Origin of the sequence: Bacillus sp. RK1064 (assembly GCF_051488405.1) — a bacterium.
Classification (GTDB): domain Bacteria; phylum Bacillota; class Bacilli; order Bacillales; family Bacillaceae; genus Bacillus.
The window spans coordinates 2,561,849-2,584,498 of the sequence record NZ_JBPSCZ010000001.1 but is presented as its reverse complement, the minus strand read 5'-3'; the positions used below and the strand labels follow the sequence as shown (position 1 = coordinate 2,584,498).

Below are 22,650 nucleotides of genomic sequence, written 5' to 3'. Positions count from 1 at the left end.
AGGTCACCTCCCATGTCTTTGTTTTAATATGTGGCGGAGCTCCCAGCAGGTAGACTGCTCAGGAAGTGCTTGAATAAAGGCACTTTTCTCTTCTTCTGCCAGCTGATAGTGAATCGACTGTTCTGTGATGTAATTTATATCTAAAACTTCATCAAAGGGATAGAACGGATAAAAATGATTTAATCGAAAAAAGAACCGGGCATCTCCTATTCGATAAAAATGCGGACTCTCGTCCCAGTAAGACCCAAATTCAGCTTGAATCTTTGATAAAATAGAAGCACGATGAACGACTGAGCAATGATCAATGGCACAGGGTGCATTCCATTGCACCGTTTGCGCAGGTCGAATCGTTTCCTTTACTGGCTCTTTTTTGCTATTTAAATAGATTACTTTCGATGCAGAATAGACAATATCCTCACCTGGTCGTGCATCTAGATAATGAGTGAGCTTCTCTAAACGGTCCGGGGCATAGACATTGTCATCTGTGGCATAGGAAATATACTCGCCCTTTGCCAGTTCTAATGCTTGATTAATCAGGACGGCGTATCGGGTTTTCACTGTTCTCTCCTCCAGCGATTTGACACCGCTTTGGATAAAATGAACACGGGGATCTTTGCGAAAGGGCTCAATCGCAGCAAGGGTTTTTTCGTTTGAACCATCATCCATGATAAATAGTTCAAAGTCTGACAGCGTCTGCTGCAGGACCGCTTCAATCGATTTGCCGACGTAAGCCGCCTTGTTGTAGCTCGTCATAATGACAGTTACTTTTGTCAAAGTTTTCACCTCGGTCTCTTTCAAACTATGTTTATCATATGTGTCTCCTCTCAAAGAGACTGTAGAATGACCTATTTTTTATAAAATTGTATTTTTTTATCGATCTACCTTTGAAAATTGCAAACTTTTTGGTAATATAAGTAATCATTTATGTGTATTAAAGGAGTAAAGAACATTGGAAGCTATGAAGAATGATCACTCCCAAGAAGAGGAAGCAAAAGGTTTTTTTCGATTTTTTAAAATTTTCGTCGCAACAAAAACGATTATTCGCTCATATCAACGTTCCTCTATTCCAATTTGGCTGATGATGCTCCTTGCAAGTATCGCTGGTACAGGCTGGGTCTACGAAGGTTATTTTAGCGAGTATATGGGCAATCATATTCCGTTCCCTTTTATTCTGTTACAAGGAGCGGGATATGGTATTCTTGCAGGCAATCTGGTTCTATTTTTCGGTGTACTCATCCTAAAGTGGTTAGGGCGTCTTTTTTTCGGCAGTCAACCGGCGTATCGAGATGTGCTCAAAGCCTGCACGCTGACGATCTTTTTCCCTTCCGCTTTATTTTCACTCAGTTGGATTTTCACTATTGGAATGCTTGGTCCGTATACGTTTGTCAAAATCTCACCTTATTTAGATCAGCATTATGAAGTTTGGTATTATCTCGATCTTTTGACACTGATTGATGCTTATGCAAAGACGTGGATATTTGGAATGACTGTTTTAGGCATTGCCGCTGTGATGAAGCTCAGATTATGGCAAGCCTTTTTCATTGTGATCACACCGCTTGCGGTATGTTTTGTCATCATCACACTTTTATTTGATGTCCAGCACGCTGTAAATTGGATGATGTAAGGAAGGTTGAGCATCATATTCGTGAGCAACGAAACGCAGACCTGACAAAGAACGCGAGGGTTTGCCCACGCCTAAGGAACTGCACCGCAGTTCCTTTTTTTCGTTCAATGTACATATTCCATCCTCCTGTCTCATAGTGTGAAAGAGAGAAAGAATGCTATGGAAACAACAGGTGCTTAAGCGCCTTCTGTTTAGAACACCATGAGGAAAGAGGAGGAACGTTATGAAATTGAAAAATCAATTTGGGCAAGGTTCGGGTTTCGAAGGTCAAGATTTTCGCCAGCAGCAATATGGAGCAAATCCGTATCCTGCGCAGCAGATGGGTTATTCAGTCCCTCCCCAAATGCAGGGTCAAATGCAAGGACAAATGCAGCAGGGGTTTTCGCCAATGCCATCTACCGGCACTTCACAAGGAGGCCAAGGAACGCAGGGCGGCGGGCAGCCATATCAAATTCCTTCTGGACCGATTTATCAGCAGAATGTCACCGGACAGCTGCCTATTGAGCAGTCCTATATTGAAAATATTTTACGATTGAACCGCGGCAAGGTAGCCACGATTTATATGACATTTGAGGCAAGTAAGGAATGGAACTCGAAGATTTTTAGAGGCGTCATTGAAGCTGCAGGACGTGACCACATTATCATTAGTGATAACAAGACAGGAACACGATACTTACTATTAACGATCTACCTTGATTACATTACATTTGATGGGGAAATTCAATACGACTATCCATACTCCATGTCCACGTATTCTCCGAGATAGATAACGCCACATATAGCAAAAGCAAGGAGCAGGCGCCCTTGCTTTTTTTTGACTAGGTTTTTGACACACCTCTAGGGCGCTGGTCATAAGATGCCTAGTAGTTTTTATCAAACGCCTAGAGGTGACATCAATGACTGTTGAGCTGGATTATACATCACCGAATGTTAAATATTCATACGATCTGAATCAAAGCCCACTTGTGAAATACGATCAGCATAACCTGATTAATGTTTTAGGAAAAAAACAATTAAACTCGTTGGATCAAGTATCCCTGCTGGATATATATTTGAGTAAAAGCAAAGTCGTAGAGCCTCATTATCATCAAAATGCCGCAGAGCTTGTTTATTGTATAGCCGGTTCTGCTGCTGTCTCGATGCTGAATCCTTTTACAAAAAAACTGCACACCTATACCATCACCCCTGGACAGGTGGCAAACGTACCTCAAGGCTGGTGGCACTACGAAGTTTCCCTTCAAGACAGAACTCATTTGTTAGCCATTTTTAACGCATCTACGCCAGAAGTGATCCTAGGCTCAGACCTTCTCACCCTCACCCCTGCTCACATCATGGCACATACGTATTGCATGAACGAAACACAGTGGAAACAGGCGACGCAGCCTGTGAAGCCGAGTGTGTTTATCGGACCATTTTGCCACAGAGAAGAGGAGGCACAAACGCATCCTGTCCCTCCGTCTCACTACATCCCTTATTATCAAGCCCCGCCAAACTATGCCCCTTACTGGAATTAAGAAAAAAACCGGTGCCCCTCTCAGAGCATCGGTTTTTTGGCTTATAAATTTTTTGCTGCTGCAATGACAAGCATGATCCAAGAAGCGATAAACGCCACTCCGCCAATTGGGGTAATGGCACCTAGAATCTTCACCTGTGTCAATGCCAGCACGTAAAGGCTTCCTGAGAAGAAAAGGATGCCTGCAAGCATCACCCAGCCAGCGGTTGGAACTAGAGAAACACCTGACAGCTTATCTGCAAGAAAGGCGACAATAAATAATCCAATCGCATGGAACATCTGATATTGAACTCCTTTGTTCCATATCTCTATATACTTTTCAGGGATTTTCCCTTCCAGACCGTGCGCACCGAAGGCTCCGAGTCCAACAGCTAGCATGGCATTAATCGCACCTAAAATGAAAAATAGTTTCATTCGTCATTCTCCTTATCTCGTCAATTATGTTTATCATAGCGCGGGTGACAGACGACAATCAACTTTCCCTTTACGTTGACACGAGATTGTCGGATTTCTTTTTCTTTCGTAACAGGACTTGATCGACCGCGATCGCAATGAGTGTACCTAGAACAAGACCATTGCTTAATAATGAAATGAGCACAGGATGCATGCCTTTCAAGGCTCCCTGCGGTACAAACATCGCCCCTACACCTGCTAAAACGGCAATCCCTAGGACAAAGCGAATCCGCGGAATTTCTTCTTTCTCATACTGATCAAACTCTGACATCGCAATCCCAATCATCGAGGAGAACACCACAAAGTTTACAGCAAGCCCCACAGGTGATGGCAGTGCGGAGAAAAAGCTCATGAGCAGCGGGAACAAACTAATGAGTACAATGAGCAGACTTCCTATGAAAAATGGCTTTCTCGATGGAATTTTCGTTGTCTGGATAAATCCTGCTGCTCCGGAAATAGGTACAGGCGCAATGGCACCGATCAATCCGCTCAGTAAGTGACCAAATGCTGCGACAAAACCAGCCGGCCGAGCTCTCTTCCGCTCACGCAGTTCACCAAATGCCTTCACTGAACTTTCCACAATTCGAATACTTGCCAGCATGTTCACAATGAGTAAGATCGTAATGAAAAAGGACGTGACAAGCAATCCACTGTCAAAGACTGGCATGCCGAATGGGAACAGCTTCGGAAACTCGATGATTTTTTCTGGAATTCGAACCGGCTTTGCCAACCCGAGTAGAGCGAATAACAGCCAGCCTCCTGCAAGGGCAAATAACACAGAAAACTGCCTTAAGTAATGCCATTTTGAGCGGCTGATCATGAAGGTAAGGATAATAATCAAGATCGATAAGCAAAAGACAAGCCCGTCCACCTGATTTCCTCGATAGCCGATGCCCATCAGCCCTTTCATGATCGGCTGACTTAACTGCACAACTAGCAGCAGCAAGTAAATGCCTGTGACGACTGGCGTAAATAAAGACGCGAGCCAATTAATGATTTTAAATAAACTAAAAATAAAAAAGAAAGCGGCACTAAAAATTAAAGCCCCCTGTAAGGCTTGCAGGGTTTCAGGATACGTCGCAAAAATTGTTCCTGTCATGCCTGCATAAAGGGTATACACACCCCACCAAAGCCCTGCTGGACTTTCATTGATCGGCAGCATATGGCCGCATAAACACTGCACCATCGCCACAAGACCAAGTGAAAAGAATGTACTTTGAATCAGCTCCGCTGACTGCACTTGGTTCAATTCAAACGCTTGTGCAATCGCAATAGGTACGGCAATAGAAGCTGCGATAAAAAATGCCATCCACTGAATGGCGCCCAAAAATAGTTTCAAACCGATCACCTTCCCTTTGTCGTGACAAGACCATTAAAAATCAAAAATAGAGTCGCCGTTCCCATCCTTCTCTTTTTGCCCCTCTTCTTGATGCTGAAATTTCTTCGCACCACTCGCACCCATCAGTTTCTCAAGCATGGCTTGATCTGAGGATACGGGCGGCGCGGACGGTGTCTGTATCGAAGAAGGTGGCGAGATAACCGGCGACTGCGGCATTTGCACTTGTGATGGTGCATCGAGAATGACCTCACATAGTGAAGAAATCGCTGCCACATGACGTTTCACCTCTTCATCATTTCCACTTTGTTTCGCCTTTTGAACCGCTTCCTCCATTTTTTGAAGCAGGCTTGATATATGAATATTCAAGGGTAGACCCTCCAATCTAAAAAAGTCTCTTTTCAACATTATTTTACCAAATGAACAAACCAAATGGGTTCATTTTTTCAAAGCAGTGCGCTCCCGCCTCTCTTATTTGACCCGTCATAGCCCTTCACACATAATAAAAGGAACAAAATCGTCTATGAAAGGATTGAATAATGGACAAACTCACTTCTCTTTTTCAGAAACAAAAAGTCTTTCAAAAGCCGCCGGTTCAAGAACGCATCCGCCTCCTTAAAGACTTAAAAGCAGAAATCAAACAGCATGAAAAGGATATTTTACAAGCCTTAGCCCATGATTTACATAAATCCGAACAAGAAGCCTATACAACAGAGATTGGGATGGTATATGAAGAAATCAATCATACCATCAAGCACCTTCACAAATGGGCAAAGCCAACACGCGCGCGAACACCTCTGACTCATATCGGATCGAAAAGCATGATCATCAAAGAACCTTACGGCAGTGTGCTCATCATTGCTCCTTGGAACTATCCTTTCCAATTGGCTCTTTCTCCATTAGTCGGAGCTATTGCTGCGGGTAATGCCGTCATCTTAAAACCGTCTGAGCTGACGCCGCAAGTCTCACAAATAATCAGCGCAATGGTGGAACGTGTATTTCAAGAAGACCATGCAGCTGTCGTAGAAGGCGGTGTAGATGTCAGTACAGAGCTGCTGAAACTGCCCTTTGATTATATCTTCTTTACAGGAAGTGTGGCAGTCGGCAAAATCGTCATGGAAGCCGCCGCAAAGCATTTGACACCTGTCACACTTGAGCTTGGCGGAAAAAGCCCTTGCATCGTCATGCCTGATGCAGACATCAAACTAGCGGCGAAGCGAATCACTTTCGGCAAATTCACCAATGCAGGGCAAACATGCATTGCGCCAGACTATTTGCTCGTTCATGAGTCCATTAAAGAGGACCTTTTGCGGGAAATGACAGCTTGTATCCGGGACTTTTATGGTGAACACCCTGAAACACATCCGCACTTTGGGAAAAATGTCAGCCAGCGTCATTTTGACAGACTCTCACAATTCCTCTCAAATGGAACGATTGTCACGGGTGGACAGCGCAATGAACACGAGCTCAAAATCGCTCCGACCATTTTAGACCACATCACATGGGAAGATCCCGTCATGCAGCAGGAAATTTTCGGACCGATTCTGCCTGTCATGACCTTTGATTCTCTGCATGAGGCAGCGCATATGATCAAAACAAGGCCGAAGCCGCTTGCTCTTTACTTATTTACAACAAGTAAAGAAACAGAAGCCTATATCCTAGACCATCTCTCATTTGGCGGAGGATGTATCAATGACACGCTCATGCATGTCGCTACTCCTTACCTGCCATTCGGAGGCGTGGGCGAAAGCGGCATGGGACGATATCACGGGAAAGAAAGCTTCTTTACTTTTACACATGAAAAAAGCGTCCTGCGCCAAACCTATCGCTTCGATTTTTCCTTCCGTTATCCAAATGCGAAAAACGGACTCGACTTGGTTCGTAAATTTTTAAAATAAACAAGACGAAGGGGCTCTCCCCTCGTCCTCTTTTCACTCAATACCTTGGATACACCAGTTGATTTCTTCGATCTCCATTTGCTTTAAATACGCGTTTACCTTTGAAAACGGACGACTGCCAAAAAAGCCGTTTCTTGCAGAAAAAGGACTTGGATGAGGTGACTCAATGATGTAATGCTTGTTTTGATCAATGCGTTCTTTCTTATTTTGAGCATGTCTTCCCCATAACACAAAAACGACGGGCTGATCACGTTCATTCAGCACATCAATGACACGGTCTGTCACACGTTCCCAGCCCTTGCCTTTATGCGAGTTCGCCTCGCCCTTTCTCACGGTCAGCACAGTGTTTAAGAGCAGCACACCCTGCTCTGCCCAGCTCACAAGTGAGCCATGATTTGGAACAGGACAGCCAAGATCATCCTTTAGCTCCTGAAAAATATTTCTCAATGAGGGCGGATGCTTCACGCCAGGCTGAACAGAAAAGCTTAATCCATGTGCCTGACCTGGGCCATGATAAGGGTCTTGTCCCAAAATCACCACTTTGACCTCTTCATAAGACGTCAAATGAAGCGCACGATAAACGTCATCCGGTTTCGGAAAAACGGTCTGCGTGCGATATTCTTCCTTCATCCATTCACGTAATTCCTGATAATACGGCTGTTCAAATTCACTTTTCATCACAGCCCACCAGCTATCATTTAAAAATGGCTTCATTGGGGTTCTCCTCCTTCTATCTGCTGCGTTAGTCTGGAGATCATCGGTTTTCCGTCCCACACAATATCACTCTCTGATTCTCGTTTTTTCATCGCTGGTTCTTCTAATAAGACAGCAAAGTTAGCTGTCGGCAGGTCACCCAGCTCATGCTTTTCACTTAGATCATCTAAGTAGTTCTTCCTTGTTTCACCAAGATCACTAGACTGATTCCCACCGCCGTCAAAAAACGCATAGATCACGCTGGCAGCTGGCACTCGTTTGACACGGGCATGCTGTGATACACGCAAAAAGAAGTCCCAGTCCCAATAATGATGCATCGCTGGATCAAAGTAGCCAATCTCATCGTGTATACAGCGTTTGTACATACTGCCGGAAGGAACATAGGTAGAAAAAACACGCATATCCTCAATAGCTGCTGTATAAGCAAATAAACGTCTCGACACCGGGAAACGGGTCGCGCCTTTTTCTTCAAATGACACAATTTCTGCATCAGAAAAGACAAAATCGGCGTCCTCCAGCGCCTTACTCATACGTTCAATATGACAAGGTGTAAAATAATCATCGTCGTCACTCAGCATGATGACATCGCCTGTCAGCTCCCGCACCCCCACGTTTCTAGCATTCACATGCTGGACATTCTCATCTAAATGGATCAAGCGGATCGGAAGTTCAGAGTAGAGTTCCTGGATGATGTCGACTCGCTCTCCTGCATCATTCACAACCACAATTTCAAAAGGCTGTACAGTTTGTCTCGTAATGGATTCAAGCAGCTCACACAGTGCGCTGAGCCGGTTATGTGTCACAATTAATAAGGAAATCTTCATATTCAGCTTACTCCTTTAATAAATTCGTCTTTTTCCATTAAAACATAAAATGACGTTCTTCTCATGATATAAAAGGCGGTTTGATGTGACGGGAAAATGGGAATTTTTGATGAAAAGGAGTGATCACGATGGAATACTTCACAGTAGAAAATAGCAAAGAAGCCAAACAGACCATTGAACAAATACATTCAGCAAAGGATGATATTTTCGTTTTTGCGTACGATCCAGAACGCTCTGATACCGTCACAGAGCATACGAATGCCAAAAGCATGACAGCGGTCGATCAAGGGATTTTAGATCAAATCGCCAATGTCATCCGCACCCGGGATGACGAGCTCATGGCCAAAATGATGTCGGTTGGCGCGGATCAGGAATTAGCCTTAACACTTTTAGACGAACTGAAAAAAGGAAAATTGGTGATTTGTAAAAGGTAAGGGGAAAGGCGTTCTTCCTAGGGTGGAACGCTTTTTTATGTCGTTTCATTGTGATAAACGGAAAAGCTGATTATAATAAGGGATAGAACAGTAACTGTTACACATCACATTGGAGGTTCAGCAACTATGTCTATGAATAAAGCACTCACCATCGCAGGGTCGGATTCAAGCGGCGGTGCAGGTATCCAAGCAGATTTAAAAACGTTTCAAGAAAAAAACGTCTACGGGATGACAGCTTTAACCGTTGTCGTTGCAATGGACCCTCATAACCATTGGGATCATCAGGTGTTTCCAATTGATACGGCGACGATTCGTGCGCAGCTCTCTACCATTGTAGAAGGCATTGGGGTAGATGCACTGAAAACGGGTATGCTCCCAACAGTCGACGTGATCGAACTTGCAGCTGACACTATCAAAACATACGACCTAAAAAATGTCGTCATTGATCCTGTTATGGTTTGTAAGGGTGCGAACGAAGTCCTTTACCCAGAGCACGCTGAAGCACTGCGCGAAAAACTCACACCACTGGCAACCGTCATCACGCCTAACCTTTTCGAAGCAGGTCAATTAAGCGGAATCGGTGAGATCAAAACGATTGAACAAATGGAAGAAGCGGCAAAACGCATTCACGAACTTGGTGCCAAGTATGTGGTCATCACGGGAGGCGGTAAGCTAAGCCAAGATAAAGCGATCGATTTGCTTTATGATGGACAAACCTTCGAACGCCTTGAAACAGATAAGATCGACACAGAATACACACACGGCGCAGGCTGCACATTCTCAGCAGCAGTCACAGCTGAACTGGCAAACGGCTCAGACGTGAAAGAAGCCATTTATGCAGCAAAAGAATTCATCACAGCTGCCATCAAAGGCTCTTTCCAGCTAAATGAATACATCGGACCAACAAAGCATTCTGCTCATCGTGTTGACAAATAGAACAGAAAAACCCGATTCGCCTTGTTAATGGGCGAATCGGGTTTTGTTTGTACTTACAAGCTCTTGTATACCTTCTCTATTCTCTCAAATTCATCACGTAAATCACTATCATCAGGTCTTCCCGTAATCACTTTTAAAAACTCGATAAATTGACGACCTGATTCAATGAGTTGATATACAAACTCTTTAAAGTCGGCCACCAATATCTGATTTTCAAGTGATAACATAATTTCTCGATCGGATTTTCTCTCCAACTGTATTTCTAGGGGTAAACTTGGATAATAAATTTTTCCGTACCCTTCTTCCATGTAATCTACTAATACATTTTTATAATAATGCCACAACTCTTCAATAGAATCTGGATTTTCGAAATCCTCTATTTTCCCCTTTTTCCCATGATCGAACGTAATTGTTCCTTCAAGGTTTGTAAACCCCTGTTCCATAAAATCTCCTTTCGTAGCAACGAATGTTTTGATCTTTTCAATATCATCAATGGGTACAAACTTCTTCTTGTCCTCCAAATAAATATACGTTTCTATCTTCAATTGACGTCACCCTTTCATTTCATGAAAAAAAGCATACCCGCGTCTGGGTACACTCTTTTATCCATACAGGAATACCTACTTTTGCTGATCAGATTCTTTCGCCATTTTTCGAATAAAGGCTTCAATGGATTCAACAAATAAGGCATATTCTTTCATTTGTTTATACGTATCTGACAGCTTCTCTTTTAATTCTTCCTGCTCTAGAGAAGGTTCACCGAGAATAGATTGGACTTGAATGAGCAATTCTTTATATTCTTCACGTTTATCTTCAACATGATCTGCCATTGTCTCCAAGCGTTTTCTAGTCGTCGGCTGCTGTTTTGAATTCAAGTAAACAACCCCTTTTTGTCCTACCGCATTTGGATAAACGTCAGCCTCAGCTGTATATATTTTAAAATGATACCATAATTCCACTTGTTATCATATATGTAAAACGTCATCGAACCGCTTCATGCCACCCTTGTATATACACGTTATAGGCTCTAAGATACGGGCGGATTTCACTAGAAAAAGCAGATCATTGATCTGCTTTTCTTTGTAAATGCCATGTTTTCAGTTTCAGCTTTGTTTCATTTCTGCCACTGATCGAGATTGATTTATTTCCCGGGGAAGGAAAGTAACGTGCAGTAAATACTTCTCGGCCTCCGTTTACAAAAATCTCAATCGACGATGCATCGATAAAGATGTGAAGATCGTGTAATTCCTCTATTGCTACTTCACGAACTTCTTTTGATCGATCTTCAAATCGATCTCGCTCTAATGTCAGTTTCCCTTCATCTTTATCATAAATAATACGGGCTGCCGCTCGAATACAGCATTCAAACCCTTTTTGTGTGTCAATTTGATCAATGAATACCTCTGCGCTTGTAATATCATCTACAGGAATCGATTGGACGGAGCGTTTGATATGAAAAACATTCTCTTGTTCATTGGTTCTCATCGCCTGGAGTTCAGTGACTGGTTTTTGAATCAGATGTCCGTTATCATCTAAACGCAGCTCTCTCGGGATCGTGAGGCAGTGTATCCATTGATACGAAATCGTTGGATGATGCTCTTCTCCTTGATCAGGCACCCCCATCCATCCGATTAAAAGACGTCTGCCTGATTCGTCTAGAAAGGTTTGCTGCGCATAGAAGTCAAAGCCGCGGTCCAGCTCCTCAAACGCTCCGTGCGTATATTGATAGGTATGATCATCCAATCTCCCAACAAAATAGCCTGATTGATGTGTATTATGATATTTTAAGCCATCCGGCTTGAGCCCTTGCGGCGACACAATCAATACATCCCGGCCATCTAATTCAAATAGATCTGGACATTCCCACATATAACCGAAATCCTCTAATCCATTTTTTCCACTGCCAGCAATCATGCCTTGAAACGTCCAATTGTCTAAAGTATCAGAGGTAAACAAGACGAGATTCCCTTTCAGGTCCAGGCTTTGTGCACCAAGAACCATGTACCACTGGCCATTTCGCTTCCATACTTTCGGATCACGAAAATGGGCGGTGAATCCTTCTGGCAGCGTCGCCACGACACCTTTTTTCTGAAAATGAATGCCATCTTCTGAAACAGCTAAACATTGATATGTCTCACGGTTTCCTTGTTCATCGCGAACGTTTCCAGTGTACATCACATACATCTGTCCATCGTCAATGACTGCGCTGCCAGAATAACAGCCGTTTTGATCAAACCAATCACTTGGGGCAAGGGCGGCTTCCTCGTGCTGCCAATTCACTAGATCTGTCGATGTGTAATGGCCCCAAAATTTTGCGCCGTGTCCCGTTTTGAATGGCTGCCACTGATAAAAAACGTGGTAAACCCCTTTCCACTGAATCAACCCATTCGGGTCATTTAAAAGACCAACTGGCGGCATTAAATGAAAATGCTGACGGTACACATCTTTTTTCACCAAATGCTCATAGTTTCGAATACGGTCTGCTACCTTTTGACGAAGTGCTGCGTCAGTTGTTGTCATGACTGTGACCACTCCTTGATTATTTTTCTACTTCTTTTACTTTAAAGATGATGGTGAGAGTAAATGAAACAGCAACAGCGATTAACATACCAATCACATAATTCACCACATTCTGCACACCGTATGGCGCGGCAATCGCAATCATCGGAATACCCGTTAAACCATAGGCGTTGGCTGCAACCTTCGTGAAGACAACAAATGCCCCGCCTAATGCGCCTCCAATCATCGCGGCAATAAACGGCTTACGATAGCGGAGGTTGACACCGAATATGACAGGCTCGGTAATACCTAGGAAAGCTGAGAAAGCTGCAGGAAGTGCGATTTCTTTTGTTTTCGCGCGTTTCGCTAAGAAAAAGACAGCCAATCCCGCCCCGCCTTGAGCTACGTTGGACATGGCCCAAATTGGCAGCAAATAGTTACGCCCAATATCATTCAGCAGTCCTGCTTCAATCGCATGGAAGCTATGATGAACCCCTGTGAGCACAATGAGAGAGTAGGCTCCTCCGAAAATGAGTCCTGCTAAGAACCCTGCATGATCATAAATAAATGTCAGTGCATTCGAAATCCCTGTACCGAGCATTCTTCCAAGCGGTCCAACTGCAATAAACGTCACAAATCCAGTCACAATCACCGTCACAAACGGGGTCACAAGTAAATCAATACTGTTCGGAACCACTTTTCTTAAATTCTTTTCTACAATGCACATGATGTACACAGTCAATAATACTGGAATGACTGTTCCTTGGTAACCAAGAAGAGCAATATCAAAATTGAATAAATGCATATACTCTGGTTTCGCATCCGTCAGCCCCCACGGGTTGAGCAGGTTCGGGTGAATCATAATCCCCCCAATAACGGCTCCTAAATACGAATTTCCACCAAACTCTTTCGCTGCACTGACCCCAATTAAAATCGGCAAAATGATAAAGGCTGCACTTGAGAACATATCAAGCATTTGGAAGATCGCAGAGCTTGGGTCAGCCCATTTGAAGGCTTTCATCATGCCTAATAGGCCCATTAATAAACCGCTTGCAACAATTGCTGGAATGATCGGTACAAAAATATTTGATAACGTCTTTGCAAAACGTGCAAGTGGATTCATTTTTTGTTTCACTGCTTCATCATGGCTGACAGGCTTTTGTTTCTCGTCTCCTGTCTCAAGACCAGTCTCACGAGCAAATGGTTCATATACTTTGTTGACTGCCCCCGTTCCAAAAATGATTTGGAATTGTCCCGAGCTTGAGAAAGCCCCCTTCACCCCTTCAAGTTCCTCAATGGCTTCTTTGTCAATCAGTTCCTCATCTTTTATCACCAATCTGAGTCTTGTTGCACAATGCGTGGCACTGATGACATTTTCTTTGCCGCCTAATCGTTTTGTTAATTCTTTGGCTGTTTTTTGATAATCCATGTTGTCTCCTCCTTTTTTAAAGCAAAAAAGACCTAAAATTCACCAACGATAAAAGGACATACACGTCCCCTCGTTACGCAAATTTTAGGTCTTGCCTGCCTGGCAGTCACAATCCCACGATATCAAATTTTGATTACGCTTTCATCATAGTATAAGAGTGAGACGTGCGTCAACCTCTTTTTTCGAATCAATTGACCCATATACACTAATAAGAGTAGTGTGCATAAAAAAAGCCTGCATGCAGGCACATCCACTAAACCAATTCGGCATCCTGCAGACGCTGGACATGCAGCGTGATGTAGCCGATCTCCGATTCAGGGAGATGAAGTTCATATTCATTTTTTAACAAATCAGCGAGTCCACGTGCACACTGGTAAGCCAAATCATACTTTGTTTGGATAAAACTCAGCATGTCATCGTCCATGATTTGAAATGCCTCATTTGATTCCAACCTGCCTAATGCATACCTCAAATGTGTCACAAGCCGCTGATAGGAAATACTATCCTCATCAATTGAATGCTGAAAATAGCTTTCTATATGCTCGATCATTTCTTTGATCATCGTTGTATATTTCACGGTCTTTTTCATAGACTCCGTATTCATTTTGGCCGTATGAATATGGAGTGCCACATACCCTGCCTCATCGTCCGGCAGTTCAACCCCAAGCCGATCCTTTACATAACGAATGGCATACTTTCCAATATCATATTCCTGCTTATATAAGACTTTGATCTCACCAAGCAATTTATTATATAGCACAATGCCCTTTTGAATGCGCTCTATAGCAAAGGATAAATGGTCAGTCAGTGATATATGGATATGATCACTAAGCGGCATCATCAGTTTACCCTCTGCATAACTGATGATATGCTCTGCCACCTCAATATGCGCTTCGGGCAATGTCGCAAGAATTTGTTTGAATTTCTCATTTTCTTCACGCACAACAAAGATTTTCTCTATTTTTTGAACGGGAACGACGTCATTTTTCCCCTTCTGAAAAGCAATTCCAGGCCCCATCACAATTTTCTCCTGATCACCTTCCTTTACAACCACTGCATTGTTATTCAATATTTTATATATCTTCAAGGGGTATCCTCTCCCACCAGATAACGTTTCTTATGTGGGATTTTACCCTGTTTCATCTCCCATGTAAAGGTAAGAGCGGGCCAGCACGCGCCTCTCTCGTCGTCTTCTCATCAAGCATCATCAGACTTTGCTTAAACGGTTTCTCTGACCTGCGCTTCTTGTTCTTTTCTTCTGCCAGCTTCTCTAGCTCTCTCTCGTTCACAACTTGAAAGAAACGATTATCCACCGCAGCCGCCTGAAACCGTTGCTGCTTCATCATCACACCAGGATTCACAAGCACATTCATCATGAAACCAAACCATACACTCAACCAGTTTTTGAATTTCTTCACTGAACATCCCTCCGCTTTTCTTAGAATCTAGCAGTTCTAGCAAAACAACTGCTCCTATCATATCCCGAGAAAAAAGAGAGGTTTGTCACAATCTGGGTGAAAAAACAAACTAGTTTTCAGAAGTTTTGTTGAAAAGTGGAGAAGATGATCATGTATGAGGGTGTTTGAATAAAAATTTTATACACACTATATCCAAAAGATAAGCACACCTTATCAACAGGGTTTATCCACATATCAACACCCCATTACTAGATTTTGTGTATGAGATTTTTTTATTTTCCATATATATATCTAAATAAATGAGTTATCAACAGGAGTTTGTGCATAAGTGAGACTTTATAAACAAAATAGTTCTTTATAACTATGTAAAATAAGACCATTTTAGTAAAGGAATTGTTTTCATCGTATTGAATACTTAATAACGGGCAGTGAATCTTTCCTATTTATCCACAAAAAGAAAGGCTATCTCCCTAAAAACACAGCTAGAAAGGGGAAAATTAATGAAAAAGGTCATCTCTCGTTCTTCTGTTCTATTGTTCTCCACTATTTTTATTTTATCCACATTCTTTACAGGTCAACAGGCTGCTGCCGCTCCATCGAACAAACAGGTGGAACTGGAAAAAGCAGAAATCTTCGGTGAAATCAATGTCAACTCTAGAAAACACACCACTGTCATTGTTGAATTAAAGGAAAAATCCTTGGTTGAAGCAAAGCAAGAAGGCAAAGCTCAAACAAAGGCCTCCCTCAAAAAATCTCGAACAAAAGTAAAAAATGCAGCACTCAAAGAAATTGATAAAGCGAGTGTTCGTCAAGAATATGAAAAAGTCTTCTCTGGTTTCTCTATGAAACTTCCTGCAAACGAAATTCCGAAGCTGCTCGCAGTGGACGGAGTAAAAGCCGTTTATCCGGATGTTACATATCAAACAGATGAAGTGAAAAAAGAAAGCATTCAGCTTCCAAATGAAGATGTCTCCCCTCTTATGGATAAAAGCGCTCCATTTATCGGTGCACCAAAAGCTTGGGATGCCGGCTACTCTGGAAAAGGGGTAAAAGTCGCTGTCATTGATACTGGAGTAGACTATACCCACCCTGATTTAAAAGGAAACTTTGGTTTATACAAAGGCTATGATTTTGTTGATAACGATTATTCTCCGCAAGAGACGCCTAAAGGAGACCCTAGAGGCGAATCGACAGACCACGGCACACACGTCGCAGGGACAATTGCTGCCAATGGACAAATTAAAGGTGTCGCAAAGGATGCCGCACTTCTTGCGTACCGTGTACTTGGACCAGGCGGGTCTGGGACAACTGAGAACGTTCTTGCAGGCATCGACCGCGCTGTTACTGATGGAGCAGATGTCATGAACCTCTCTCTCGGAAACAGTGTGAATAACCCTGATTATGCCACAAGCATCGCACTCGACTGGGCCATGTCTGAAGGAGTTGTCGCTGTCACATCGAATGGAAACAGTGGTCCGAACAGCTGGACAGTCGGTTCTCCCGGCACGTCAAGAGATGCCATTTCTGTCGGAGCAACTCAGCTTCCGTACAGCCTTTACAATGTAAAATTCCCGAACTATTCTACTGCAAAAGTGATGGGCTACTACCAAGAGAGTGATTTAAAAGCACTTGACCAAAAACAAATCACACTCGTCCATGCAGGTATCGGTGACGAAAAAGCATTTGAAGACATCGATGTGAAAGGAAAGGTTGCTGTGATCGAACGAGGAGCCATTGCCTTTGTTGATAAAGTCGACAATGCAAAAGCTGCTGGTGCAATCGGCGTTGTGATGTATAACAACACCGATGGAGAAATTCCAGTCGATGTACCGGGACTTGCTCTTCCAACGATTAAGCTTTCAAAAGCTGAAGGAGCGGCGCTTGTCAAAGCCATTGAGGCTGGAAACAATACAACGACTTTCTCCATTCAATTTGTCAAAGAACTTAGTGAGCAAGTCGCTGACTTCTCATCTCGCGGACCAGTTGTGGATACGTGGATGATTAAGCCTGATTTATCAGCACCTGGCGTCAGCATTGTGAGTACGATTCCAACGCATAACCCTTCTCAGCCTTACGGATATGGCTCAAAGCAAGGAACAAGCATGGCTTCACCGCATGTGGCAGGGGTCGCAGCGATCATCAAGCAAGCAAAACCATCGTACACAACTGAACAGATCAAAGCACTGATGATGAATACAGCAGAAAAACTATTTGACGCAAATGGCAGCCCATTCCCTCATAACACACAAGGGACAGGCAGTGTTCGAATCATCGAATCACTCCAAGCGTCATCTATCGTTTCTGATGCCAGCTATTCTTACGGCACTTTCTTGAAAGAAAAAGGCGTTCAAATCAAAACGAAGAAATTCAAGGTAGAAAACCTTTCAAAAGCACCGAAAACGTATACCATTGATTACAAATTTAATGGCAGCGGCATCAGCACAAACGGAACGAAAAAAATCACTGTCAAAGGGAATTCCACTGGGTCCTTTACTTCCGCGGTACAAGTGAAATACGGTAAAACCAAAAAAGGAACGTACCAAGGCAGCATTACCCTTCGTGAAAATGGCAGAAAGGTCACAGAGATTCCTACTTTATTGATTGTAAAAGAGCCTGATTATCCGCGCGTCACTTCGGTTTCCGTCGAGCCGGATAACCGTGCTGGAAGCTATGTTATTAGCAGCTATCTGCCTGGCGGCGCTGAGAACCTTGCATTTCTCGTCTACTCGACAGATGGAGAGTATTTAGGTGAAGCAGGTGTTTATCAACATGTTGATAAAGGAGAACACCGCGTAAAATGGAATGGCACGATCAATCAAGGTCAAAAGCTGGAACCTGGTGAGTATACAATGCTTGCGTATGCAAGTTTGAAAGGGAAATCAGACACTGTTCAAACGAAGGAACCCTTCGATATTTATCCTGAATAAACGTGAATCACAAGAAAAGCCTTGTATGAGCGGATTAGCTCATCAAGGCTTTTCGATTATATATAGAGGAAAGAGAGACTGATGTTGATATTGCTATGGATCGTTTCTTTTTTGACTGCTTTTTTTCTAACGATCACTTTGGTGTATTTTCACCCTTTTACACGCGAAACATCCTCGTCCTTTTCATCAAGCATGCGAGCTGACGGTCTATGTGTCCTTCATTTACCCGCTTAGTTTGGCGTTTATTTTCATCATGATGCTCCTTTTCCCCCTCTATTGGCTGCGTGGACGGTTAACAGAATTACATATGTTATGCATCAAAGACTTCTTTTAATAAACGATACGATGTGAGCCGGTCTTGCATGTGGTGAGTGATCGTCACAGCGATTACTTCATTTGTACGATACGCTTTCGCTAGTGCCGTCAGCTGCTTTTTCACAGAAGATGGCGTTCCAACCACCATCCTTTGACGATTGGCAGCCACTCGTTTTTGTTCATATGGACTGTAGGAATAAGCTTGTGCCTTTTCATATGAAGGAAAGCCCCCGAGGTTTTGCCCCTGTTCATTGGCGAGTAAGGATAAATCTAAGCTGACTGCCAGTTTTTCTGCCTGTTCCTCTGTTTCAGCACATAAAACGAAGACCGCAAGACTGACGCGCGGCTCATCACCGAATGCTGAAGGTTCGAACCGGTTGATGTATTGCTCCACAGAATCTTCTCCGCCTTCGCCATTGATAAATAGAGCAAACGTATAGCCTGCACCTGCTTTCGCCGCAAGTCTTGCACTCCCTCCAGAGGAACCAAGCATCCATACCTCTGGTGCAGTCTCTACCTTCGGAGAAGCGGTTAAATGGGGCAGCGGGTAAAATTCATCCGCTAGGTCGTGTAAATAGACCTTCAATTCTTCTACCTGCTCAGGATATTGATCACCTAGTCGTTTTCGTTCACCATGATGAAGGGCAATGGAGGAAATGGGCATACCACCAGGAGCACGTCCAATCCCAAGATCAATTCTCCCAGGAGCCAGTGCTTCGAGAACCCTGAAGTTCTCTGCTACTTTATAGGCACTATAGTGAGGCAGCATCACACCGCCTGAGCCAATACGTATATGTGACGTAACGGCTGATAAATGACCGAGAAGCACCTCTGGACTCGACCCTGCAAGCCGGTTTGAAAAGTGATGCTCTGATACCCAAAAACGGTGATAGCCCCACTTCTCTGCCTGCTTTGCCAATTCAACCGTTTGCTTCAATGCTTCAGCAGGTGTTGCATCTCCGATCAAAGGAGATTGATCCAGTATACTTAATTTCATCATGCTGCACCTCTTACAGAAATCCCCCTCTCTCAATCGAAAGGGGGGATGTCTTATTTATTTTCGATTAAAGCCCTTCTCTTTAACAAATTCTCCAAGGAAGGCACGCTTTGGCTGACTAAAGCCGCGAAGCATCTGCTTAGACCAAGTATCTTTTCTCTCTCCGTTTGTTCGTTCTTCATAATATGATGAAATACGGTCATCGTATTCTTTTAAATAACGATCCACATGCGCTTCATCTTGCTGATATGCATTTTCATGATAAATGAGTTCAACTGGCAGCCGTTCCTTTTGTGACGATTGACTCGCTGGATGTCCGACAGCCAGACCAAATAACGGCAGCACATAAGATGGCGTTTCAAGTAATTCAGACACTTCTTTCAGTTGATTACGCAGACCGCCAATATAGCAGATCCCAAGTCCCATTGATTCTGCGGCTACACTCATATTTTGCGCAGCGAGCGCCGTATCAATGACGCTAATGAGAAAGGCTTCCGTATTCTCAAGCGCCTCTTGATGATTTTCCCCTGCTTTTTTTGCAATATCATCATGGCGTTTCAAGTCTGCACAGAAGACAAAGAAATGCCCATTCTTCTCAACGTATGGCTGATTCCCAGCCAGTTCAGCAAGCTTGGCCTTCTTCTCTTGATCTGTCACACCAATAATACTGTACGCCTGTACATAGCTTGATGTCGAAGCAGCCTGTGCACTTTTAATGAGTGTCAGCACCTCTTCTTCGGACAAACGCTCGTCTGTAAACGAACGGATGGACCGATGATTTAATATCGTTTCTATCGTTTTGTTCAATTCGAAGACCTCCTTCACTTGTACTATCATATGACAAAGACATATGGCTTTTCAAAAATTAAAACTCGCATGAAAAAAGACAGTCTATACTTAGACTGCCCTTACCCGTTTTATTTAAATAAATAACTTTGGTATTTCGTTAATTGAACACTTGCGTTATAAGCAATCCCGAATCCAATAAGGACAGATAAGACAGAGCTTCCTCCGAAGCTGATAAATAGGAGCGGAATCCCTGTTACAGGCATCACGCCTATATTCATCCCAATGTTCTGGAACGTATGGATCACAATCAGTGCTGTATATCCTACACAGAAGAATGACGCAAACCGGCTATATGGATGGATACGGTCGATCAGCACGACAAGCCGGTAGATCAAGAAGAAGAACATGATCACAACAAACGCACATCCGACAAAGCCAAAGGCTTCTCCTATAATGGAGAAAATCATATCTGTTTGTGCTTCTGGGACATAGACTTTTAAGTTTTTAACCCCATTCCCAAAAATCTGTCCAGCACCGATGGCCATTATGGCCCTATCAACCTGAAACTTGTCACTACTTGTAGCATCTTGTATTTTAGTATCTTCAGAGTTCGCAGAACTATCTGGAATCCAAGCAGTAATCCTATTGATTTGATATTGTTTAACACCAAGACTTTCTTTAGCGAAATCCGGAAATAATAAAACTACAGATAGAACCGTGATTATTAAGAGTACAACAACAGAACCAATCAACGAGATTATCTTCCAATTAACTCCAGATAAAAATACCATTACCATTACAATAAACATACAAACAGCAGCAGTACCAGCATCCTGCAAGAAAATTAAACCTACTGGGACTATGGAAACTCCAGCAATTTTTAATAGTAGATAAATGTCATCTTCTAATCGTCGTCTTCCTTTAGGTGTTGCTTTGCCAATCACTGAAGCCAACATCATGATCAGACCTATTTTCATAAACTCTGAAGGCTGAAATGTTCCAACACCCGGCAGAACAAACCAACTTTTTGCACCATTTATAGTAGGAGCAAAATCATGACCTCCGATTTGTGCAGGAGCGATTTTCAGAAAAATTAACAGCATAATGCCGCCTATAAAAATATAGAGGCTTAGCTTTTCTAATTGCTCCAAGTCAAAGTAATTTATGGCTACAATACATATAACTCCGACCATATAGTAAATGATCTGTCTGGTCCATGCATTAGATCCATACTGCCCAAATTGACCCGCAGCATAAATCGCAATGACACTGATGGCAAAGAAGGCTAAAAATATAAAAATTAAATCCCCTTGATAGTACGGAGATGTATTCTGCTTGTTCATGAACTAACCACCCTTATTACAAAACATAAAAGCCCTTATTTATATTAGATTGAAATTTTCACAAAAGCAACTCACCTTAAATATGACGGAAGATACATCCGAAAGGTTCCAATCATTTTTCAAAAAATGAAATACTTTTCATTCTAACAATAGGGAAAAATTCCTCTATACTTTTTCCATTCAACCGATCATGAGTCCTTTAAAAAGATTATTTTACAGATTTTAAGGGGAAAATTCAATGACCTATGTGGCGATATGACAAGCAATTATCATGCCAGCATAAGCTGTACGGAGAGAAAAGGAAAAACCACTTTCTACGGAATAAGGCCCATTTTCCAATTATTGAGTTTACTTCAAAGTCAATTGTGGTATAATACTTGTAACAAAATGTTCACAATATCTCCTAAAAACAGACACAATTGCATCCTGACCTCTTATTTGATTTGGATATCAACTTACAAAGGAGTTGGATACGATGGATATGTTCTTTGCGTACCTATGTATTGCAACGGCTACACCCCTGTTTTTATGGCTTGAAAACAGAAAAATTGCACTAGCTTCTATTCCACCCATTATGATTATGTGGATTTTCTTCGGTCTTTACATGACGAGCAGTTTATCTCCAGCAGGACATACCTTCATGATCGCATTCTTTGCCATTAACGTCATTTTGGCACACATTGCAGCGTTTCTCATTTATGGACTTCCATTCATTCGCAAAAGATTCAGCAGCACCAGATAAATCACGCACCACCTATTGGAGGCGTAATCAACATCATGATAAAAACCACTCACCTTTGAGGGATGAGTGGTTTTTTATTATTTCTCTGAATGCTCAGACTGCTTTGGCGCAGAAGGCGAATAACCGTCTTTGCTGTTCTCTCCGTGGCTGTAGTGAGCCGCAAAGATCCAAACAGATCCGATAACGAAGATAATCGCACAAAACAGACCAAACAATGTATTTCCGACTTGAACAGTTCCGTTCTCGCTTTCTGTCATGTGCATAAACATGAATAGCTGCAAGAACGCTTGAATGAAGGCAAAACCAAAGATAATCCATAGTTTTGCAGAACTGCCAATTTCAGCTCCAATGGCAATCCAGAATGCTAAGATTGTTAGCACAATGGATAGGATGAAGCCAACTACGTGTTTCCAAGGGAAGTGTTCGTGCTCTGCTGAGGAATGTGTTTTTCCAGCCATA

Annotated in this window: 24 protein-coding genes; 8 read left to right on the top strand and 16 right to left on the bottom strand. The window is 42.8% G+C overall.

What is annotated here, in order from left to right; translation table 11 throughout:
• Positions 1-3: 3 nt before the first annotated feature.
• Entirely contained in the window at positions 4-774 is a 771-nt protein-coding gene (locus ACSSTM_RS13200) for a glycosyltransferase family 2 protein (RefSeq protein ID WP_420734970.1), read from the bottom strand.
• Between the two features lie 184 nt (positions 775-958).
• Here ACSSTM_RS13200 and ACSSTM_RS13195 point away from each other — a divergent pair, with 184 nt between their 5' ends.
• The 3 genes from ACSSTM_RS13195 to ACSSTM_RS13185 all read left to right on the top strand — a co-directional run bounded on the left by ACSSTM_RS13195 (position 959) and on the right by ACSSTM_RS13185 (position 3,138).
• Positions 959-1,624, top strand: coding sequence for a YIP1 family protein (locus tag ACSSTM_RS13195; protein WP_223249932.1), 666 nt, complete (start codon positions 959-961; stop codon positions 1,622-1,624).
• Between the two features lie 223 nt (positions 1,625-1,847).
• Positions 1,848-2,390: a spore coat protein GerQ gene (gerQ, locus tag ACSSTM_RS13190; RefSeq protein ID WP_420734971.1), complete on the top strand. Its 543-nt coding sequence runs from the start codon at positions 1,848-1,850 to the stop codon at positions 2,388-2,390.
• Positions 2,391-2,520: 130 nt separating this feature from the next.
• On the top strand, positions 2,521-3,138 hold the full coding sequence (locus tag ACSSTM_RS13185) for a cupin domain-containing protein (protein ID WP_034660389.1): 618 nt from the start codon (positions 2,521-2,523) through the stop codon (positions 3,136-3,138).
• 41 nt (positions 3,139-3,179) lie between these two features.
• Here ACSSTM_RS13185 and ACSSTM_RS13180 read toward each other — a convergent pair whose 3' ends face one another.
• From ACSSTM_RS13180 to ACSSTM_RS13170, 3 genes are all read right to left on the bottom strand, one after another.
• On the bottom strand, positions 3,180-3,551 hold the full coding sequence (locus ACSSTM_RS13180; RefSeq protein ID WP_003215282.1) for a DUF423 domain-containing protein: 372 nt from the start codon (positions 3,549-3,551) through the stop codon (positions 3,180-3,182).
• Between the two features lie 70 nt (positions 3,552-3,621).
• Complete coding sequence (locus ACSSTM_RS13175) at positions 3,622-4,929, bottom strand: purine/pyrimidine permease (RefSeq protein WP_034660390.1); 1,308 nt, start codon at positions 4,927-4,929, stop codon at positions 3,622-3,624.
• 33 nt (positions 4,930-4,962) lie between these two features.
• Entirely contained in the window at positions 4,963-5,295 is a 333-nt protein-coding gene (locus ACSSTM_RS13170; RefSeq protein ID WP_034660391.1) for a YwdI family protein, read from the bottom strand.
• A 170-nt stretch (positions 5,296-5,465) separates the two neighbouring features.
• On the opposite strand from ACSSTM_RS13170, the gene ACSSTM_RS13165 reads away from it, so the two are divergent.
• Entirely contained in the window at positions 5,466-6,824 is a 1,359-nt protein-coding gene (locus ACSSTM_RS13165) for an aldehyde dehydrogenase (protein WP_437404204.1), read from the top strand.
• Positions 6,825-6,857: 33 nt separating this feature from the next.
• On the opposite strand, the gene ACSSTM_RS13160 is transcribed toward ACSSTM_RS13165, so the two are convergent.
• On the bottom strand, positions 6,858-7,538 hold the full coding sequence (locus ACSSTM_RS13160) for a uracil-DNA glycosylase (protein WP_420734973.1): 681 nt from the start codon (positions 7,536-7,538) through the stop codon (positions 6,858-6,860).
• Complete coding sequence (locus ACSSTM_RS13155) at positions 7,535-8,362, bottom strand: glycosyltransferase family 2 protein (RefSeq protein WP_034660394.1); 828 nt, start codon at positions 8,360-8,362, stop codon at positions 7,535-7,537. Before ACSSTM_RS13155 ends, ACSSTM_RS13160 begins: the two co-directional genes overlap by 4 nt.
• 128 nt (positions 8,363-8,490) lie before the next feature.
• Between ACSSTM_RS13155 and ACSSTM_RS13150 the strand changes: the two genes are divergently transcribed.
• Both ACSSTM_RS13150 and ACSSTM_RS13145 read left to right on the top strand, forming a co-directional pair.
• Positions 8,491-8,796 (top strand): general stress protein, encoded by a 306-nt coding sequence (locus tag ACSSTM_RS13150; RefSeq protein ID WP_034660395.1) that lies wholly within the window; start codon positions 8,491-8,493, stop codon positions 8,794-8,796.
• Positions 8,797-8,922: 126 nt separating this feature from the next.
• Positions 8,923-9,732, top strand: a complete 810-nt coding sequence (locus ACSSTM_RS13145; protein ID WP_034660396.1) for a bifunctional hydroxymethylpyrimidine kinase/phosphomethylpyrimidine kinase — start codon at positions 8,923-8,925, stop codon at positions 9,730-9,732.
• Positions 9,733-9,785: 53 nt separating this feature from the next.
• Here ACSSTM_RS13145 and ACSSTM_RS13140 read toward each other — a convergent pair whose 3' ends face one another.
• The 6 genes from ACSSTM_RS13140 to ACSSTM_RS13115 all read right to left on the bottom strand — a co-directional run bounded on the left by ACSSTM_RS13140 (position 9,786) and on the right by ACSSTM_RS13115 (position 15,078).
• The gene (locus ACSSTM_RS13140) at positions 9,786-10,277 is read right to left on the bottom strand and encodes a hypothetical protein (RefSeq protein ID WP_034660397.1); all 492 of its coding nucleotides are present in this window, start codon (positions 10,275-10,277) and stop codon (positions 9,786-9,788) included.
• 75 nt (positions 10,278-10,352) lie between these two features.
• On the bottom strand, positions 10,353-10,607 hold the full coding sequence (locus ACSSTM_RS13135) for a hypothetical protein (RefSeq protein WP_008359596.1): 255 nt from the start codon (positions 10,605-10,607) through the stop codon (positions 10,353-10,355).
• A gap of 187 nt (positions 10,608-10,794) precedes the next feature.
• Positions 10,795-12,252, bottom strand: coding sequence for a sucrose-6-phosphate hydrolase (locus ACSSTM_RS13130; protein ID WP_106038299.1), 1,458 nt, complete (start codon positions 12,250-12,252; stop codon positions 10,795-10,797).
• A gap of 19 nt (positions 12,253-12,271) precedes the next feature.
• Positions 12,272-13,660, bottom strand: a complete 1,389-nt coding sequence (locus ACSSTM_RS13125) for a sucrose-specific PTS transporter subunit IIBC (RefSeq protein WP_095285644.1) — start codon at positions 13,658-13,660, stop codon at positions 12,272-12,274.
• A gap of 253 nt (positions 13,661-13,913) precedes the next feature.
• Positions 13,914-14,747 (bottom strand): PRD domain-containing protein, encoded by an 834-nt coding sequence (locus ACSSTM_RS13120; RefSeq protein ID WP_034660400.1) that lies wholly within the window; start codon positions 14,745-14,747, stop codon positions 13,914-13,916.
• 52 nt (positions 14,748-14,799) lie between these two features.
• Positions 14,800-15,078: a hypothetical protein gene (locus ACSSTM_RS13115; protein ID WP_034660401.1), complete on the bottom strand. Its 279-nt coding sequence runs from the start codon at positions 15,076-15,078 to the stop codon at positions 14,800-14,802.
• A gap of 500 nt (positions 15,079-15,578) precedes the next feature.
• On the opposite strand from ACSSTM_RS13115, the gene ACSSTM_RS13110 reads away from it, so the two are divergent.
• Entirely contained in the window at positions 15,579-18,005 is a 2,427-nt protein-coding gene (locus ACSSTM_RS13110) for a S8 family peptidase (RefSeq protein ID WP_095285643.1), read from the top strand.
• A 310-nt stretch (positions 18,006-18,315) separates the two neighbouring features.
• Here ACSSTM_RS13110 and ACSSTM_RS13105 read toward each other — a convergent pair whose 3' ends face one another.
• The 3 genes from ACSSTM_RS13105 to ACSSTM_RS13095 form a co-directional block, all read right to left on the bottom strand.
• Positions 18,316-19,320, bottom strand: coding sequence for an LLM class flavin-dependent oxidoreductase (locus ACSSTM_RS13105; RefSeq protein WP_034660403.1), 1,005 nt, complete (start codon positions 19,318-19,320; stop codon positions 18,316-18,318).
• 54 nt (positions 19,321-19,374) lie between these two features.
• Positions 19,375-20,124, bottom strand: a complete 750-nt coding sequence (nfsA, locus tag ACSSTM_RS13100; RefSeq protein ID WP_034660404.1) for an oxygen-insensitive NADPH nitroreductase — start codon at positions 20,122-20,124, stop codon at positions 19,375-19,377.
• Positions 20,125-20,234: 110 nt separating this feature from the next.
• Positions 20,235-21,449 (bottom strand): FtsW/RodA/SpoVE family cell cycle protein, encoded by a 1,215-nt coding sequence (locus ACSSTM_RS13095; RefSeq protein ID WP_095285642.1) that lies wholly within the window; start codon positions 21,447-21,449, stop codon positions 20,235-20,237.
• Positions 21,450-21,924: 475 nt separating this feature from the next.
• Between ACSSTM_RS13095 and ACSSTM_RS13090 the strand changes: the two genes are divergently transcribed.
• The gene (locus ACSSTM_RS13090) at positions 21,925-22,191 is read left to right on the top strand and encodes a spore morphogenesis/germination protein YwcE (protein WP_003215279.1); all 267 of its coding nucleotides are present in this window, start codon (positions 21,925-21,927) and stop codon (positions 22,189-22,191) included.
• Positions 22,192-22,268: 77 nt separating this feature from the next.
• On the opposite strand, the gene qoxD is transcribed toward ACSSTM_RS13090, so the two are convergent.
• Positions 22,269-22,649: a cytochrome aa3 quinol oxidase subunit IV gene (gene qoxD, locus ACSSTM_RS13085; RefSeq protein WP_007497818.1), complete on the bottom strand. Its 381-nt coding sequence runs from the start codon at positions 22,647-22,649 to the stop codon at positions 22,269-22,271.
• Position 22,650: the final 1 nt, after the last annotated feature.

Excerpts from the sequence above, each read along its gene's own strand:
- ACSSTM_RS13195 (WP_223249932.1), top strand. The coding sequence starts at position 959 with ATGAAGAATGATCACTCCCAAGAAGAGGAAGCAAAAGGTTTTTTTCGA.
- gerQ (WP_420734971.1), top strand. The coding sequence starts at position 1,848 with ATGAAATTGAAAAATCAATTTGGGCAAGGTTCGGGTTTCGAAGGTCAA.
- ACSSTM_RS13185 (WP_034660389.1), top strand. The coding sequence starts at position 2,521 with ATGACTGTTGAGCTGGATTATACATCACCGAATGTTAAATATTCATAC.
- ACSSTM_RS13180 (WP_003215282.1), bottom strand. The coding sequence starts at position 3,551 with ATGAAACTATTTTTCATTTTAGGTGCGATTAATGCCATGCTAGCTGTT.
- ACSSTM_RS13165 (WP_437404204.1), top strand. The coding sequence starts at position 5,466 with ATGGACAAACTCACTTCTCTTTTTCAGAAACAAAAAGTCTTTCAAAAG.
- ACSSTM_RS13160 (WP_420734973.1), bottom strand. The coding sequence starts at position 7,538 with ATGAAGCCATTTTTAAATGATAGCTGGTGGGCTGTGATGAAAAGTGAA.
- ACSSTM_RS13155 (WP_034660394.1), bottom strand. The coding sequence starts at position 8,362 with ATGAAGATTTCCTTATTAATTGTGACACATAACCGGCTCAGCGCACTG.
- ACSSTM_RS13150 (WP_034660395.1), top strand. The coding sequence starts at position 8,491 with ATGGAATACTTCACAGTAGAAAATAGCAAAGAAGCCAAACAGACCATT.
- ACSSTM_RS13145 (WP_034660396.1), top strand. The coding sequence starts at position 8,923 with ATGTCTATGAATAAAGCACTCACCATCGCAGGGTCGGATTCAAGCGGC.
- ACSSTM_RS13130 (WP_106038299.1), bottom strand. The coding sequence starts at position 12,252 with ATGACAACAACTGACGCAGCACTTCGTCAAAAGGTAGCAGACCGTATT.
- ACSSTM_RS13125 (WP_095285644.1), bottom strand. The coding sequence starts at position 13,660 with ATGGATTATCAAAAAACAGCCAAAGAATTAACAAAACGATTAGGCGGC.
- ACSSTM_RS13110 (WP_095285643.1), top strand. The coding sequence starts at position 15,579 with ATGAAAAAGGTCATCTCTCGTTCTTCTGTTCTATTGTTCTCCACTATT.
- ACSSTM_RS13105 (WP_034660403.1), bottom strand. The coding sequence starts at position 19,320 with ATGATGAAATTAAGTATACTGGATCAATCTCCTTTGATCGGAGATGCA.
- ACSSTM_RS13095 (WP_095285642.1), bottom strand. The coding sequence starts at position 21,449 with ATGAACAAGCAGAATACATCTCCGTACTATCAAGGGGATTTAATTTTT.
- ACSSTM_RS13090 (WP_003215279.1), top strand. The coding sequence starts at position 21,925 with ATGGATATGTTCTTTGCGTACCTATGTATTGCAACGGCTACACCCCTG.
- qoxD (WP_007497818.1), bottom strand. The coding sequence starts at position 22,649 with ATGGCTGGAAAAACACATTCCTCAGCAGAGCACGAACACTTCCCTTGG.